The sequence below is a fragment of the Pseudomonas monachiensis genome (assembly GCF_047345015.1).
Classification (GTDB): Bacteria; Pseudomonadota; Gammaproteobacteria; order Pseudomonadales; family Pseudomonadaceae; genus Aquipseudomonas; species Aquipseudomonas monachiensis.
The window spans coordinates 3,772,225-3,787,687 of record NZ_CP178857.1; the positions used below are offsets into that span (position 1 = coordinate 3,772,225).

Below are 15,463 nucleotides of genomic sequence, written 5' to 3' on the forward strand. Positions count from 1 at the left end.
CAATGATTTATCAAAATCAATGGGCGATGACCGGGGAGATGACCGGGGAGATGACCGGGGATTGATACCCAATGTTGGGGGTAGTTCATCCCCGTTTTCAGGTGGCCAGAACAAATGACAGCCGCACAGTGGTGCCCTCGCCTTCACTGCTGTCGAGGCTCACCGCACCGCCAAATCGCTCCATGATCCGCTTGACCAACACCAGCCCGACGCCCAGCCCGCCCTGCTTGGTGGTGAAAAACGGCCGGAAGGCCATTGTGCGCTGTTCTTCGCTCATGCCTTTGCCGGTATCGCTCACCCTCACGCTGACGCTCTGGGCATCGCACGGTTCGATTTGGATGGTCAGGGTGCCACCCGCGTCCATGGCCTCCACCGCATTGGACAGCAGGCTGTTGAGGATCTGGGTCAGTTGCACGTGTTGGCTCAGCACCATGGGCGTCTGGTCCGGCTCGAACACCACGCTGACCCTGGCCTTGCCGATCTGGTGCTCGTAAGCCATCAGGCTGTCATGAAGGGCCGCCACCAGGTTCACCGGTTCCGCCTCGTCATTGAGCGGTCGCAGGGACTGGAGCAACTCCCGCACCCATGTCGACATGCGATCGACCTGGCCAATGATGTCGTTGATGTTCCTGTGTGCCGGGCCGCTGTCGAACTCTATCGCCAACTCGGCGCTTGAACGGATGTTCGCCAAAGGATTGCGCAGACTGTGGGCGACCGCCGAGGACACCTCTCCCAGAGCAACAAAGGTTTCGTTGGTGATCAATTGCTTTTGCTGCGTCGCCAGCAGGATCGCCGCCCGCCGCACGATCCAGTACAGCCCCAGGTAAATAAGACCGCCGCCCAGGGCGGTCGCCAGCCAGATCAGCACCAGGCCGCGCTCCATGCGGTTGATCAGGTCCTGCGGTTCCTTGTAGATCTCGACCATCGCCGTGACGGTGCTGCCATCGGCGTCCAACAGGGGAATATAGTTTTCGATGAAGATGTATTTGGGGGGCTCCACAAACTTCTGCTCCATGCGGGATGTGTCCACACCGTGGAAACTGGTCGACACCGAAGTCTTGGCGTTGAAAGCACGGTCGAGGTCTTCATCGGCACGGTTGGTGATGCCAATCAAGGCCGGATTGGTCGACCAGATCACCATGCGGTCGGGGGCATAGATGTTGGCCAGGATCACGTCCGGCAAGTTTTCGATGTGGTCGAGGAATTCATCACGGGCACTGGCACGGGACAGCGGGTCGACGTCAGGAAAGTCCTTGTCTTTTCGTGGGTCGAGCAACTCGCCCATGGTCCTGACGTTGGGAATCGCCACATGCCGCACTTCGGCCGCGGCAATCGCCTGGACGAATTGCGAGGTCAACAGCGCATCGCGCTGCACGCTTTCGGTAATCACGAACCGCGTGGACACCGCCCCCAGCGCCACCGCCACCGTGCCGATCACCACCATGCTGACCAGTGAAAACCAGCGCAGCAGATTGAACGGCTCCTTGCGCGTGTTCAAGCGAACTTCGCTGTCGGTCGCAAGTACTTTGGCGATGGTGTTCATGGACACGGTTCCCGGAAACCCCCTATAGGTTTATAGCCCAGCCATGGCCGTTTGCCCGAACCTGGGGACTGCGATACCCCACCCACCCCGCAGCCCCGTCACCCCCAAAGCGGGGGACAGTTGCCCGCGCCATAACCTCCCGTACTGCCGCCAACGATTGCGCCAAGGCCTTTACTGCGGGCTTCTCACGGGCGTTTTTGCCGATTGGTATGGAAGTTGCCGATATCCCTGCCAACTGCCCCATCCCCAAGGGGCAGGTACTTCGACAGAGGGAATACCCATGCACCCGTTACTGTGCAAAACCGCGACTGCCCTGGTCATGACCGCTCTAGCCCAAGGCATGGCCCAGGCAGCGCTGTTTGCCGTAGACCCCGGACCCTACCTGCCAGCCAATGGCAATTTCGCCGCCTGGTATCAAGACAGCCACGGCCGCACCCTTGACCTATGTTTATCAAAGGCTGTCAGTTCCAGGGTTGCCAGCGCGCCAGGCGCTCCGACTTACATGTGCTCGCTGATCCCTAATCCCGGCATTTTCGATGACAATCAACCGTTGGTCTTTCCGACCAATTTCCCCGACGAAGCGTTCTGGGCCACAGGCGAAACGACCATCGTCGATGCCGCCCGAGGCATCGACCTGACCTATGTCTCGGCGCTCGAAGCAGCCTTCAGTGGCGGGGATCCACTGGAGGGTGACCAGATCAGCTTCGCCCGCATTCGTGTTCGCATCGACGTGCCCACCGCCGGCACTTACGTCATCACCCACCCCTACGGCGTCGAAGTGTTCAACGTCGACACTCCCGGCCGACGGGCGATCAACATGACCCGGGACATTGGCATCGGTGCGCCGAAAACCTACGACGGCGCGCTCAAGGGCGATGTCGGGCCGTTCCTGCGCAGCGTCAACGGTCCCTACACCGAAACCAACCCGAGCACTGGCCAGGCCGAACAATTCGTCGGTGATCCGAACCTCGCCGAAGCCGTCACCGGCAGCCCGTTCAACACCAACTACGTGCGCATCGAAGGCCCCAATGGCCTGGACTTGCGCACCAACCTCTTCGCCGTATCCGGCAAATTGTCGAAGGTGGTCCGGCCGACCCCGGTAATCGCCGAGCGCAGCACCTACTCGCGACAAGCCGGCACCAGCGCCCCGGTGGCCCAGCAGGACGTGTTCGTGCTGGCCCCGCCGCCACCGGCCACCGTGACCCTGGACAGCAACAACCCGGTACTGAACTTCACCGAAGCGAACACCACCGGCCACTGGTATGCGCAGTCGCCGAACAATCCGACGCTGCCGAGCACCTTGCAGGTGACTGCCGACAACCACCTGGCCATCGCCAGCAGCACGCCGACCATTTTGCCCATGCCGCTGACCGACCTGGTGACGATCTCACGCGCCGAGTACAGCCTGAGCACCGGGCAAATCACCATCGTGGCCTCGACCAGCGATGAAACGTCGCCTCCGGTGCTCACCGCCAGCTCCGGCACCGGTATCGCCATCGGCGCCTTGAGTGGTGACGGCGCCGTGAAAAGCCTGGCCACCGGCATCTCGCCGATTCCGCCAGCCCAGGTTCGTGTGTCGTCCTCCAATGGCGGCAGCGATACCGAAGAAGTGGTCATCGTGCAATGAACGCCCACATGCCCGGATCCTCATCAGGAGGCATCATGAACAAATGGCCACGCCTGGCGCTCAACGCCCTGGGACTGACTCTATCGCTGACCGGCAGTGCCTTCGCGCAACTCGCCGCCGTCGATCCCGGCCCTTACACCTTTGCCACCGGGAAATTCCCGATCTGGTATCAGGACACTAATTTGCTGTCGATGGAGTTGTGCCAGTCCCGCGCCGCCAGCTCGCGGGTGGCCGCCAGTGTGCCACCGGCCTACATGTGCACCCTGCTGCCGACGCCGGGTATTTTCGATGACACCCTGCCGATGGTGTTCCCGGATAACTGGCCAGACGAAGCCTTCTGGTTCCTTGCCGAGACCAGCATCCCCAACGACACCGCAGGCTATGGCATGGACGCCTATGTCGCCGGGATCGAGGCCGCGTTTGCCGGTGGCAACCCGCTCGATGGCGACCAGGTCAGCTTCGCGCGGATTCGCATGCGGGTGAACATTCCCGTTGCCGGGACCTACACCATTACCCACCCCTATGGCGTGGAAACGGTGAACGTCACCACCACCGGGCGTCGTGCGATAAACATCACCAGGGACGTCGGCATCGGTGCGCCGGGCGTTTTCAGCGGTGCGGTCAACGGTGCGATCGGGCCGTTCCTGCGCAGCGTCAACGGCCCCTACACCGAGGTGAACCCGGACTCCGGCGCCGTCGAAACCTTCGTCGGCGACCCCAACCTCACCGAAGCCGTGACCGGCAGCCCCACCAACACCAACTTCGTGCGCATCCAGGGTCCGGCCGGGACTATCCAGACCAACCTGTTCACCCTGTCCGGCAAGGTGCTCGACAACCGCGCGCAAACCGCGGTGGACATGACCCGTGCCACCTACCGCCGGATAGCCGGCACGGGCGGCAACAACACCCGGGTCGAAGTGTTTGCCAAAGCCGCCAACGGCTCGACCCTGTGCTTTCGCGAAAGCATCGCCCTGGTCCCCGGCCCGCCTGTATCGCCCTGCCAGACCAACATGGTGAGCGATAACAACGGCGTGTTCTTCGCCCAGCATCTGCTGGTCAACGGGACGGTGCCGCCGGTCGTGGTAGTCACCGCCACCGACCCCGCCGGGACCACTCGCCCGACCGCGGTGTCGAGCAAGCTCTCGGACGTGGTGAAAATCCAGACCGCCCGTTACAGCTGGAGCAACCATAGCCTGCTGATCGAGGCCACCTCCACGGACGAAGTGGTGGTACCGGACATGGTCGCCCAGGGTTACGGGCGGCTGTCGAAAACCGGAATCCTGCAGCGCCTGACGGTGACTGACCTGACCCAACCTCCTGCAACCGTGACGGTCAAGTCCGCCGCTGGCGGCAGTGACACCGAGCCCGTTGTCGTCGTGGGTACGGCGCCGGACAGCGGCCTGAACCAGCGGCCGCTTGCGGTTGCCGACGCTGGCAGCACCAGCTTCGGTGTGCCGCTCACCCTCAACGTGCTGGCCAATGACAGCGACCCGGACGGCAATACCCCGCTGAGCATTACTGCGCTGACCCAACCGGCCACCGACCAGGGCTCCGTGGCATTGAGCGGCACTACGGCGGTGGTCTACACCCCTCCCGCTGTCGTCAACGCGCCGCTGACCACGACCTTCACCTACAAGGCCCAAGACGTCAAAGGCCTGGCCTCGACGACAGCGGCAACCGTGACCATTACCGTGGCGCCTAACCGGCCTCCGGTGGCAGTCGCCGATGCCGTCACGACACTGGGTGTGGCGATTCCAATCAACGTGCTGGCCAACGACACCGACCCAGAAGGCAATGTGCCACTCGCGGTCGCCAGCGTCACTCAGCCACCGGCAAATCGCGGCACCGTCAGCAGTAACGGCACGGTGCTCACCTATACCCCACCGGCCACCATCACCACGGCCTTCACCACGACCTTCACCTACATCGCCCGGGACAGCTTCGGCGCCCAGTCGACGTCGCCGGCCACGGTCACGGTGCAGGTCTCGCCACGGCCCGCGGCGGAAATCTTCGCAGTGACCACCGCAACGGTGAGTGCCCGTTCCAATAACCGCTTCACCTGGAACTTTGCCGGCACCTCATCGGTGACCACCGGCAACACCATCACTATCAAGGTCACCACGCCGACCGGGCTCGTCACCCTGGGCACCACCACCGTACCGGTGAACGGTCGCTGGCGGTTGACGGTGAACAACACCACCACGCTCGTACCGTCGGCGAACCCGACCGCCACGATCACCTCTTCCCAAGGCTCCGTGCGGACAGTGCCGGTGATCGCCAACTGAGCCCGCGCCCCATTCGCCACGTTGGTTGATGGGGCCGGCTTGAACCCTATGGAAAACCGCGGCCTCGGGTGGGGGGCCGCGGTTTTTTGCCGGGTTTGTTCGTCTGTGAGAATTGAGTCGGTTGACAGGCCGTCATCGCGAGCAAGCTCGCTCCCACAGGGGACGCGGTTGTACACGGATTTTGCGCTCGACACTGCTCAAATAATGTGGGAGCGCCGCCCCCCCCCCCCCGCCCCCACAGAAGAGCAAAAGCAGATCGGCGTACACCCACGCTTCTAACCACTCAACAGGCCGAGCGTTAGCTCGCCTGCAGCTCTTGATCTTGATCCACCCGCCCCCTCGGCAGGCTGAGTGGAGGCGTTCATCCGGGGGTGGGCGCGCAGCGCCGTTCGGCGCAGCCGAACACATCGAGAGGAGGTCGAGCGAAGCCGACCGGAGGCGATGCCCCCGGATGAATGCCGGAGCGAAGGAACCACGAGCCCAGGCGAGGGGCCGTACGTTCGGGGCGAGCGTTTTTTGGGTTACTTTTTTTAGGCGCTTGTAAAAAAAGTGACTCGCCGTAAGGGCGAAACCACCAGCCGCCGTTAATAAGGAAACGGATATGTACTCATACCCACAACCTGATCGACGAGTCCCGTCAGCCGCCCGGCCAACGCCTTGGCCTGGCTAGCCACGTCGGTGACGGCGGTACTTTCCCACCACATCCCGCGCAACGGCGGGCCCATGGCAAACAGACGACTGGCGGGATGACCCTCGGCGTCCAGGACCGCGCCATCGACTTCTGCGGCGATGCCCAGAGCCAAGGGCCCGGGCCGGACCAGGCCACGGGCAAGCAGTTGCCGTGGCAACGGTCTCGCGACCCGGCGCCAGTCGTACTCGATACCGCTGGAATTGATCAGGGCGGCACCGCTGACCACGCATGTCTGCGCCTCGCCGCGCCGTCGAAGGCGAATACTCACCTCGCCATTCAGCGAGGGCTCAAGGCCCTGGTAAGAGGCTGCGTGAATACGTAACCGCCCTTCTTTATACAAGCGCTCCACCAGTTCGGCGCTCAAGGGTGGCGAGCGGTGATGGTGGCTTTCCCACCACGGTCGCACATGTCGCACGAACTGCCGACGCTGTATATCCGTCGCCTGATGCCACAAGCGGCCGATGTGTGCCCGCACCGTGTCCAGTGGCGCTTGCCAGTCGATGCCCAGGGCGATGGCGTCCCGGCAGTGGCGACGCAATTCACGCATCAACTGGCGGGGTGTGCGGATGTTCTGATCTTCAGCGAGAAAGTCCACCCAGGCCGGCGGCTGGCGGCGCACATGGGGCAGCAGGCCATGGCGGGAAAACACTTCGATCGGCCCGCGATGCCCGGCCTGCTCCAGGGACACCACGGCGTCGACCATGGTCAGGCCCGAGCCGATGATCATGACCGTCGATTGCGGATCGAGTCGCTGCATGGCTGTCACGTCCCACGGATCGAGGGCCGCCGCATTCAAGCCGCTGGAGCGGGTTTGTGGCGTACGCGCGGCGGGAAACATCCCGGTGGCCAGTACCGCAAACGCGCCCTGCACGCATCGGCCGTCGCTCAAGGTCAACCGCACGGCATCGGCATCGGCTTGCAAGTCGACCACTTCGGCCTGCACATGCTCGACCGTCGAGCCGTTCAAGGCGCCCACCGCCTGCGCTTCGGCCAGGCGTTGCCGGGCGTACAGGCCGAATACGCCCCGTGGCGGAAACAGTTCGCTGATCGGCACGTGCTGCTGATCCGACTCCGGCCAGCCGCCCGCCTCGATGTACCCGGTCAACCATTGGGTCAGGTCGTCGGCGTTGTCCGGGTCAACACTCATCCGCGCCGCGTTGCCGTTAAGGGTATGGCCCGGTTCCACCGCGCTGTAGGCTTCACCCCGCCCCAACTCGGCCCGGGGCTCGAACACCAGCACCCGGCGCCGGCCCGGCAAACGCATCAACTGCGCCGCCAGCATCGCGCCACTGAGGCCGCCGCCGACAATCAGGATATCGGCGTCATTGGTCAAGTTCTGGCCCATCGTGCACTCCCTGTTCAGATCACCACATTACGCACAAACTTCGCCGCCACCGCCCCGTCGTTGCGATAACAGTGCGGCTGGTTGCTGGCGAACATGAAGAATTCACCCGCCGCGATATTCTGCGCCTGGTCGCCGAGCATAACGGTCAGGCAACCTTCGAAGACATAAATCTGCTCGCTCCAGCCATCGGCGTCCGGTTCCGACGGATACACCTCGCCCGGCTGCAGGCACCACTCCCACTGCTCGACTTCGCGGCTGGCCTGGGCCTTGGAGAGCAACACCGCCCTGCTGCCGGGGATCGTGCCGGTCCAGGCCAGTTCGTTGATACGGCTGGGATCCCGGGCGTCGGGGGCCTGGATCAGATCACTGAAGGCGACGTCGAGGGCTTCGGCCACCCGGTCGAGGGTGGTCAGGCTGACGTTCTTTTCCCCCGCCTCGATCGCCACCAGCATGCGACGGCTGACACCGGACTTTTCGGCCAGCGCCGTCTGGCTCAGTTCGGCGGCATGACGCAAACGACGGACGTTTTGACTGACGTGCTGGAGGACCGATGCCCGTTGGGTAGAATCTTTGTGCACTATATTGCTCACTGAGTGGGGTTGGGCAGTATACTGCGCAACATACGACGCATTGTGCGTCCCCCTCCAGTAGCGTGCAAGGTCATGACGTCGGTGAACTCCCCAATGGCTTCCTCCCGTTTTACAAGGTTCAGCAAGGCCGAATGCGTGCTGGTGCTGATCACCATGGTCTGGGGCGGTACCTTCCTGCTGGTGCAGCATGCGATGACCGTCAGCGGCCCGATGTTTTTCGTCGGCCTGCGCTTTGCCGCCGCCGCAAGCATCGTCGCCCTGTTTTCCTGGCGTCACCTGCGCGAGCTGACCCTGCTCGAACTCAAGGCCGGGGCGTTTATCGGCGTGGCCATCATGCTCGGCTACGGCTTGCAGACGGTCGGGTTGCAGAGCATTCCCAGCAGCCAATCGGCATTCATTACCGCGCTGTACGTCCCGTTTGTGCCGTTGCTGCAATGGCTGGTGCTGGGACGGCGTCCGGGGTTGATGCCAAGCATCGGCATCATGCTGGCCTTTACCGGGTTGATGCTGTTGTCCGGGCCGTCCGGTGCGTCTTTCAACTTCAGCCCCGGTGAAATCGCCACTTTGATCAGTGCCGTGGCCATTGCGGCCGAGATCATCCTGATCAGCACCTATGCCGGCCAGGTCGATGTGCGCCGGGTGACGGTGGTGCAACTGGCGGTCACTTCGGTGCTGTCGTTCCTGATGGTGGTGCCGACCAACGAAGCGATACCGGACTTCTCCTGGTTGCTGTTGTGCAGCGCGCTGGGCCTGGGGGCGGCGAGCGCGGCGATTCAGGTGGCGATGAACTGGGCACAGAAAAGTGTGTCACCGACCCGCGCCACGCTGATCTATGCCGGCGAGCCGGTGTGGGCCGGGATTGTCGGGCGCATTGCCGGGGAACGCTTGCCGGCCATTGCCCTGGTCGGGGCCGGGTTGATTGTAGCGGCGGTGATAGTCAGTGAGTTGAGGACCAAGGGTAAGGCTACGGCGGTTGATGAAGTGCTGGAAAGCGAAAGCGGCAACTGAAGCATTAAAGATCAAAAGATCGCAGCCTGCGGCAGCTCCTACATTGAAATGCGTACTTTGTAGGAGCTGCCGCAGGCTGCGATCTTTTTTGCCTCCCAATGAAACAATGTTAAACAGGGCATTTCCGTCTACCGTGTAGGATTCTGCGACAGCTTGGCGTTTGGTGATCCGGGAGCTGGCACGTATGATGCTTCACAAACTTCCGCAGATTAGAAGCCTATGTCCCTGATAGTTCTACTGCTTCTGCCTTTCATAGGCAGCTGTTTGGCGGCCGTGCTGCCGCACAATGCCCGTAACGCCGAATCCCTGCTGGCTGGCCTGATCGCCCTGATCGGCACCGTTCAGGTCGCCTTCCTGTACCCGCAGATCGCCGATGGCGGCGTCATTCGCGAAGAGTTTTCATGGCTGCCCAGCCTGGGCCTGGACTTCGTCCTGCGCATGGACGGTTTCGCCTGGCTGTTCTCCATGCTGGTGCTGGGCATCGGCACCCTGGTTTCGCTGTACGCCCGCTACTACATGTCGCCGAACGATCCGGTGCCGCGATTCTTCGCGTTTTTCCTGGCCTTCATGGGCGCCATGCTTGGCCTGGTGATTTCCGGCAACCTGATCCAGATCGTGTTTTTCTGGGAGCTGACCAGCCTCTTCTCGTTCCTGTTGATCGGCTACTGGCACCATCGCGCCGATGCCCGGCGCGGCGCCTACATGGCGTTGATGGTGACCGGTGCGGGCGGTTTGTGCCTGCTGGCGGGGGTCATGCTGCTTGGCCATGTGGTCGGCAGCTATGACCTGGACAAGGTCCTGGCCGCCGGCGACCTTATTCGCGCCCATGCCCTCTACCCGATCCTGTTGCCCCTGATCCTGATCGGCGCCCTGACCAAAAGTGCGCAATTTCCCTTTCACTTCTGGCTGCCCCACGCCATGGCCGCGCCGACGCCCGTGTCGGCGTATTTGCACTCGGCGACCATGGTCAAGGCCGGGGTCTTTCTGCTTGCACGGCTATGGCCTTCGCTATCGGGCAGTGAAGAATGGTTCTACATCGTCAGCGGCGCCGGTGCCTGCACCCTGTTGCTCGGGGCGTACTGCGCGATGTTCCAGAACGACCTCAAGGGACTGCTGGCCTACTCGACCATCAGCCATCTGGGCCTGATCACCCTGTTGCTGGGCTTGAACAGCCCGCTGGCCGCCGTCGCCGCGGTGTTCCACATCCTCAACCATGCGACGTTCAAGGCCTCGCTGTTCATGGCTGCCGGCATCATCGACCACGAAAGCGGCACCCGCGATATCCGCAAACTCAGCGGCCTGTACAAGCTGATGCCGTTTACCGCCACCCTGGCCATGGTCGCCAGCGCCTCGATGGCCGGTGTACCGTTGCTCAACGGCTTCCTTTCCAAAGAGATGTTCTTCGCCGAAACCGTGTTCATCAATGCCACGCGCTGGGTCGAACTGAGCCTGCCGATCGTGGCAACCATTGCCGGCACCTTCAGCGTGGCCTACTCCCTGCGTTTCACCGTGGATGTGTTCTTCGGTCCGCCCGCGACCGACCTGCCCCACACGCCTCACGAGCCACCGCGCTGGATGCGCGCACCGGTCGAGTTGCTGGTATTCACTTGCCTGCTGGTGGGGATCTTCCCGGCCCAGATAGTCGGCCCGCTGCTCGCGGCGGCGGCGCAACCGGTGGTTGGCGGCACGCTGCCCGAGTACAGCCTGGCCATCTGGCACGGCCTGAACGCGCCGATGATCATGAGCCTGATCGCCTTGTCCTGCGGCTCCGTGCTTTACCTGCTGCTGCGCAATCAATTCAAGCGCGGGCGCTTCGGTCGGCCGCCCGTCATCGGTCGCCTGGACGGCAAGCACCTGTTCGAATACGCGCTGGTCGCCATCATGCGCCTGGCCCGTCGCCTGGAACCGCGAATTGGCACCCGGCGCCTGCAAATGCAGTTGTTCCTGGTGGTGCTCGCCGCCGTGCTGGCCGGGTTGATTCCCATGCTCCACAGCAGCCTTCACTGGGGTGACCGGCCGAAAATCCCCGGGTCGATCGTGTTCGTTACCTTGTGGTTGCTGGCCATCGCCTGCGCCCTTGGTGCGGCTTATCAGGCCAAGTATCACCGTCTCGCCGCCCTGACCATGGTCAGCGTCTGCGGCCTGATGACTTGCGTCACCTTCGTCTGGTTTTCCGCGCCGGACCTGGCCCTGACCCAACTGGCGGTCGAAGTGGTGACCACGGTGCTGATCCTGCTGGGCCTGCGCTGGCTGCCACGACGGATCGAGGAGGTCTCGCCGTTGCCGGGCAGCCTGCGTCGGGCGCGGGTACGGCGTATCCGCGACTTGCTGCTGTCGACCTCGGTCGGTATCGGCATGGCATTGCTGGCCTACGCCATGCTGACCCGCCAGACCCCCAACGACATTTCCTCTTTCTACCTCAGTCGCGCCTTGCCTGAAGGCGGCGGCAGCAACGTGGTCAACGTGATGCTTGTGGACTTCCGTGGTTTCGACACCCTCGGTGAAATCACCGTACTGGTGGCCGTGGCCCTGACCGTGTATGCACTGCTACGCCGTTTCCGTCCGCCGAAAGAAAGCCTGCAACTGCCGGCCCAGCAGCGCTTGCTCGCGCCGGATGTGGTCACCGACCTGGTCAACCCGCGTCACGCCAGCGACACCGCGCTCGGCTTCATGATGGTGCCGGCGGTGCTGGTGCGCCTGCTGTTGCCGGTGGCGCTGGTGGTGTCGTTCTACCTGTTCATGCGTGGGCACAATCAACCGGGCGGTGGCTTTGTCGCCGGGCTGGTGATGTCGGTGGCGTTCATCCTGCAATACATGGTCGCCGGCACGCAGTGGGTCGAGGCGCAAATGAGCCTGCGGCCACTGCGCTGGATGGGCACCGGACTGATGATTGCCACGGCCACGGGCCTGGGCGCGATGGTCGTCGGCTATCCGTTCCTGACCACTCATACCTGGCATTTCTCATTGCCGCTGCTGGGTGACATTCACCTGGCCAGCGCGCTGTTCTTCGACATCGGTGTGTACGGCGTGGTGGTCGGCTCGACCCTGTTGATCCTCACCGCCCTCGCCCACCAATCGGTGCGCGGCCACAAAACCGCCGCCCAGCCCAGATCCGTTGCCGCCAAAGGAGCCGTCTGATGGAAGAAGTCATCGCAATCGCCATCGGCGTACTGGCCGCGTCCGGCGTCTGGCTGATCCTGCGCCCACGGACGTTCCAGGTGGTCATGGGCCTGTGCCTGCTGTCCTACGGCGTCAATCTGTTCATCTTCAGCATGGGCAGCCTGTTCATCGGCAAGGAGCCGATCATCAAGGACGGCGTGCCGCAGGACCTGTTGCACTACACCGACCCGTTGCCGCAGGCGCTGGTGCTGACGGCGATCGTCATCAGCTTCGCCATGACCGCGCTGTTCCTGGTGGTGCTGCTGGCCTCCCGGGGCCTGACCGGCACCGACCATGTGGATGGCCGGGAGCCCAGGGAATGATGGCGATGACTCACCTGATCGTCGCGCCCATCCTGCTGCCACTGCTGACCGCCGCGATCATGCTGATGCTCGGCGAGAAGCACCGGCCGCTCAAGGCGAAGATCAATCTGTTCTCCAGCCTGCTCGGCCTGGGCATTGCCGTGGCGTTGCTGCAATGGACGCAGACCACCGGCGTGCCCGGCTCCATCGGTGTGTACCTGCCGAGCAACTGGCAAGTGCCGTTCGGCCTGGTGCTGGTGGTCGATCGCCTGTCGGCGCTGATGCTGGTGCTGACCGGCATCATCGGTGTCAGTGCCCTGCTGTTCGCCATGGCACGCTGGGACAGCGCAGGTTCGAGTTTTCACGCGCTGTTCCAGATCCAGTTGATGGGCCTTTACGGCGCGTTCCTCACTGCTGACCTGTTCAACCTGTTCGTGTTCTTCGAGGTGCTGCTGGCCGCGTCCTATGGGTTGATGCTCCACGGTTCGGGCCGGGCGCGGGTGTCGTCGGGGTTACATTACATCTCGATCAACCTGCTGGCCTCGTCGCTGTTCCTGATTGGCGCGGCGCTGATCTATGGGGTCACCGGCACCCTGAACATGGCTGACCTGGCGGTAAAAATCCCGCTGGTGTCCGAAGCTGATCGCGGCTTGCTTCACGCGGGCGCGGGGATCCTGGCCATCGCGTTCCTGGCCAAGGCCGGCATGTGGCCGCTGAACTTCTGGCTGGTGCCGGCCTATTCCTCGGCCAGCGCGCCGGTGGCGGCGATGTTCGCGATCATGACCAAGGTCGGCGTGTACACCTTGCTGCGCCTGTGGACGCTGCTGTTTTCCGCCCAGGCCGGGGCCTCGGCGTTCTTTGGCGGCGACTGGCTGATCTACGGCGGCATGGCGACCATCGTCTGCGCCGCCATTGCGATCCTCGCCGCGCAGCGACTGGAGCGCATGGCCAGCCTGAGCATCCTGGTGTCGGCGGGCATTCTGTTGTCGACCATCGGTTTCGCCCAGCCGAACCTGGTTGGCGCGGCGCTGTTCTACCTGTTCAGTTCCACCCTGGCGTTGAGCGCCCTGTTCCTGCTGGCCGAACTGATCGAGCGCTCACGCTCGGCCAACGAAATCCTGCTCGAAGATGAAGCCGAACTGCTGCCCCGTCCCCTGGAATCCCTGCACCCGCCCAAAGGCACCAACCTCGACGACGACCAGAAAGCCGTGGTCGGCCAGGTGATTCCCTGGACCATGGCGTTTCTCGGCCTGAGCTTCATCGCCTGCGCCTTGCTGATCATCGGCATGCCGCCGCTCTCGGGCTTTATCGGCAAACTCGGGTTGATCGGCGCCCTGCTCAATCCCCTGGGCCTGGGTAACAGCGGCGACGTACCGGTTTCCAAGGGCGCCTGGGGCCTGTTGGTGTTGTTGATTGTGTCGGGGCTGGCGTCGCTGATCGCATTCTCGCGCCTGGGCATCCAGCGTTTCTGGACGCCAGCGGAACGACCATCGCCCCTGCTGCGACGCCTGGAATGCGTGCCGATCTTCGCCCTGCTGGGCTTGAGCATTGCACTGACCTTCAAAGCCGATCCGCTGCTGCGTTACACCCAGGCCGCCGCCGATGCCTTGTACAACCCGCAGCAATACGTGATGGCGGTGCTCGACACACGCGTTGTACCGAGCCCGTCGGCCGTGGCCCCGCAGGAGGTACAGCCATGAAGCGCCTGTTTCCGGCACCCTTGCTGTCGCTGGCCCTGTGGCTGCTGTGGCTGTTGCTGAACCTGTCGATCAGCCCCGGCAACCTGCTGCTGGGTGCCGCGCTGGGCTTCTGTGCGCCACTGATGATGCGCAGGCTGCGTCCGCTGCCGGTGCGCATCCGTCGTCCCATGGTAATCCTGCGGTTGATCCTGCTGGTCGGGCGCGATGTGCTGGTGTCCAACCTCGCCGTGGCCTGGAGCGTGCTCAATGCCAGTCGCCGCCCGCCCCGCTCGCAATTCATCAAGGTGCCGCTGGACTTGCGTAACGCCAACGGCCTGGCCGCGCTGTCGATGATCACTACGGTGGTACCCGGTACGGTCTGGTCGGAACTGGCGCTGGACCGCAGCATTCTGCTGTTGCACGTCTTCGACCTGGACGACGAGGTGCTGTTCATCCAGCACTTCAAGACGACCTACGAACGTCCGTTGATGGAGATCTTCGAATGAGCCCCTTGCTGTCGAACGCGATCCTGTTGAGCCTGTTCTTCTTTTCCCTGGCGATGATCCTGACCCTGATCCGCCTGTTCAAGGGGCCGTCGGCCCAGGATCGGGTCCTGGCGCTGGACTACCTGTACATCGTCGCGATGCTGATGATGCTCGCGCTGGGCATTCGCTATGCCAGTGACACCTACTTCGAGGCGGCGTTGCTGATCGCCCTGTTCGGTTTCGTCGGCTCGTTCGCCCTGGCGAAATTCCTGCTGCGTGGCGAGGTGATCGAATGAATATGCCATTGTCGTTGTGGGTGGAGATCCCGGTGGCGATCCTGCTGGTACTCGGCAGCCTGTTTACTTTGATCGGCGCCACGGGCCTGCTGCGCATGAAAGACTACTTCCAGCGCATGCACCCACCCGCCCTGGCCTCGACGCTCGGGACCTGGTGCGTGGCGCTGGCTTCGATCATCTATTTTTCGGCACTCAAGTCCGCGCCGGTATTGCACGCCTGGCTGATTCCGATCCTGCTGGCGATTACCGTGCCGGTGACGACCTTGCTGCTGGCCCGGGCGGCGCTGTTTCGCAAACGCATGGCCGGGGATGATGTACCGGCCGAAGTGAGCAGCCGGCGGAGTGAGAGCGGTAGTTAAACCAAAATTTTGTATTGACTGGACCGGCCTCTTCGCGGGCAAGCCCGCTCCCACAGGGTTCAGCGCAATCCCTGTGGGAGCGGGCTTGCTCGCG

The 15,463-nt window shown here is 63.3% G+C and carries 12 protein-coding genes; 9 read left to right on the forward strand and 3 right to left on the reverse strand.

Features of this window, described 5'->3' with window-relative positions:
• Window positions 1–97: 97 nt before the first annotated feature.
• Window positions 98–1,543, reverse strand: coding sequence for a sensor histidine kinase (locus ACMDB8_RS16940; protein ID WP_409079361.1), 1,446 nt, complete (start codon window positions 1,541–1,543; stop codon window positions 98–100).
• Between the two features lie 280 nt (window positions 1,544–1,823).
• Between ACMDB8_RS16940 and ACMDB8_RS16945 the strand changes: the two genes are divergently transcribed.
• Together ACMDB8_RS16945 and ACMDB8_RS16950 are read left to right on the forward strand one after the other, a co-directional pair.
• Window positions 1,824–3,170, forward strand: a complete 1,347-nt coding sequence (locus ACMDB8_RS16945) for a hypothetical protein (RefSeq protein WP_223541959.1) — start codon at window positions 1,824–1,826, stop codon at window positions 3,168–3,170.
• Window positions 3,171–3,205: 35 nt separating this feature from the next.
• Window positions 3,206–5,455, forward strand: coding sequence for an Ig-like domain-containing protein (locus ACMDB8_RS16950; RefSeq protein ID WP_409079478.1), 2,250 nt, complete (start codon window positions 3,206–3,208; stop codon window positions 5,453–5,455).
• 584 nt (window positions 5,456–6,039) lie between these two features.
• Here ACMDB8_RS16950 and ACMDB8_RS16955 read toward each other — a convergent pair.
• A complete protein-coding gene (locus ACMDB8_RS16955) occupies window positions 6,040–7,491 on the reverse strand; it encodes an FAD/NAD(P)-binding protein (RefSeq protein WP_409079428.1) in 1,452 nt (483 codons plus the stop codon).
• Window positions 7,492–7,505: 14 nt separating this feature from the next.
• Window positions 7,506–8,069 (reverse strand): helix-turn-helix domain-containing protein, encoded by a 564-nt coding sequence (locus ACMDB8_RS16960; protein WP_056723924.1) that lies wholly within the window; start codon window positions 8,067–8,069, stop codon window positions 7,506–7,508.
• Window positions 8,070–8,153: 84 nt separating this feature from the next.
• Here ACMDB8_RS16960 and ACMDB8_RS16965 point away from each other — a divergent pair, with 84 nt between their 5' ends.
• From ACMDB8_RS16965 to ACMDB8_RS16995, 7 genes are all read left to right on the forward strand, one after another.
• A complete protein-coding gene (locus tag ACMDB8_RS16965) occupies window positions 8,154–9,089 on the forward strand; it encodes a DMT family transporter (RefSeq protein ID WP_409079429.1) in 936 nt (311 codons plus the stop codon).
• A 219-nt stretch (window positions 9,090–9,308) separates the two neighbouring features.
• Window positions 9,309–12,227: a monovalent cation/H+ antiporter subunit A gene (locus ACMDB8_RS16970; RefSeq protein WP_056723920.1), complete on the forward strand. Its 2,919-nt coding sequence runs from the start codon at window positions 9,309–9,311 to the stop codon at window positions 12,225–12,227.
• Entirely contained in the window at window positions 12,227–12,571 is a 345-nt protein-coding gene (locus ACMDB8_RS16975) for a Na+/H+ antiporter subunit C (RefSeq protein WP_007973781.1), read from the forward strand. The genes ACMDB8_RS16970 and ACMDB8_RS16975 overlap by 1 nt, the downstream gene beginning before the upstream one ends.
• The gene (locus tag ACMDB8_RS16980; RefSeq protein WP_223541956.1) at window positions 12,568–14,250 is read left to right on the forward strand and encodes a monovalent cation/H+ antiporter subunit D; all 1,683 of its coding nucleotides are present in this window, start codon (window positions 12,568–12,570) and stop codon (window positions 14,248–14,250) included. Before ACMDB8_RS16975 ends, ACMDB8_RS16980 begins: the two co-directional genes overlap by 4 nt.
• Window positions 14,247–14,735 carry a Na+/H+ antiporter subunit E gene (locus ACMDB8_RS16985; protein ID WP_409079430.1) on the forward strand — a complete coding sequence of 163 codons (489 nt, stop codon included), beginning with the start codon at window positions 14,247–14,249 and terminating at the stop codon, window positions 14,733–14,735. The genes ACMDB8_RS16980 and ACMDB8_RS16985 overlap by 4 nt, the downstream gene beginning before the upstream one ends.
• Window positions 14,732–15,010 carry a K+/H+ antiporter subunit F gene (locus tag ACMDB8_RS16990; RefSeq protein ID WP_007986253.1) on the forward strand — a complete coding sequence of 93 codons (279 nt, stop codon included), beginning with the start codon at window positions 14,732–14,734 and terminating at the stop codon, window positions 15,008–15,010. Before ACMDB8_RS16985 ends, ACMDB8_RS16990 begins: the two co-directional genes overlap by 4 nt.
• Window positions 15,007–15,369 (forward strand): Na+/H+ antiporter subunit G, encoded by a 363-nt coding sequence (locus tag ACMDB8_RS16995; RefSeq protein WP_056723915.1) that lies wholly within the window; start codon window positions 15,007–15,009, stop codon window positions 15,367–15,369. The genes ACMDB8_RS16990 and ACMDB8_RS16995 overlap by 4 nt, the downstream gene beginning before the upstream one ends.
• The last annotated feature ends 94 nt before the right edge of the window (window positions 15,370–15,463 follow it).

Bases quoted from the DNA above. Each gene is read 5' to 3' on its own strand.
- ACMDB8_RS16940 (WP_409079361.1), bottom strand. From the start codon at position 1,543: ATGAACACCATCGCCAAAGTACTTGCGACCGACAGCGAAGTTCGCTTG.
- ACMDB8_RS16945 (WP_223541959.1), top strand. From the start codon at position 1,824: ATGCACCCGTTACTGTGCAAAACCGCGACTGCCCTGGTCATGACCGCT.
- ACMDB8_RS16950 (WP_409079478.1), top strand. From the start codon at position 3,206: ATGAACAAATGGCCACGCCTGGCGCTCAACGCCCTGGGACTGACTCTA.
- ACMDB8_RS16955 (WP_409079428.1), bottom strand. From the start codon at position 7,491: ATGGGCCAGAACTTGACCAATGACGCCGATATCCTGATTGTCGGCGGC.
- ACMDB8_RS16965 (WP_409079429.1), top strand. From the start codon at position 8,154: ATGACGTCGGTGAACTCCCCAATGGCTTCCTCCCGTTTTACAAGGTTC.
- ACMDB8_RS16970 (WP_056723920.1), top strand. From the start codon at position 9,309: ATGTCCCTGATAGTTCTACTGCTTCTGCCTTTCATAGGCAGCTGTTTG.
- ACMDB8_RS16975 (WP_007973781.1), top strand. From the start codon at position 12,227: ATGGAAGAAGTCATCGCAATCGCCATCGGCGTACTGGCCGCGTCCGGC.
- ACMDB8_RS16980 (WP_223541956.1), top strand. From the start codon at position 12,568: ATGATGGCGATGACTCACCTGATCGTCGCGCCCATCCTGCTGCCACTG.
- ACMDB8_RS16985 (WP_409079430.1), top strand. From the start codon at position 14,247: ATGAAGCGCCTGTTTCCGGCACCCTTGCTGTCGCTGGCCCTGTGGCTG.
- ACMDB8_RS16990 (WP_007986253.1), top strand. From the start codon at position 14,732: ATGAGCCCCTTGCTGTCGAACGCGATCCTGTTGAGCCTGTTCTTCTTT.
- ACMDB8_RS16995 (WP_056723915.1), top strand. From the start codon at position 15,007: ATGAATATGCCATTGTCGTTGTGGGTGGAGATCCCGGTGGCGATCCTG.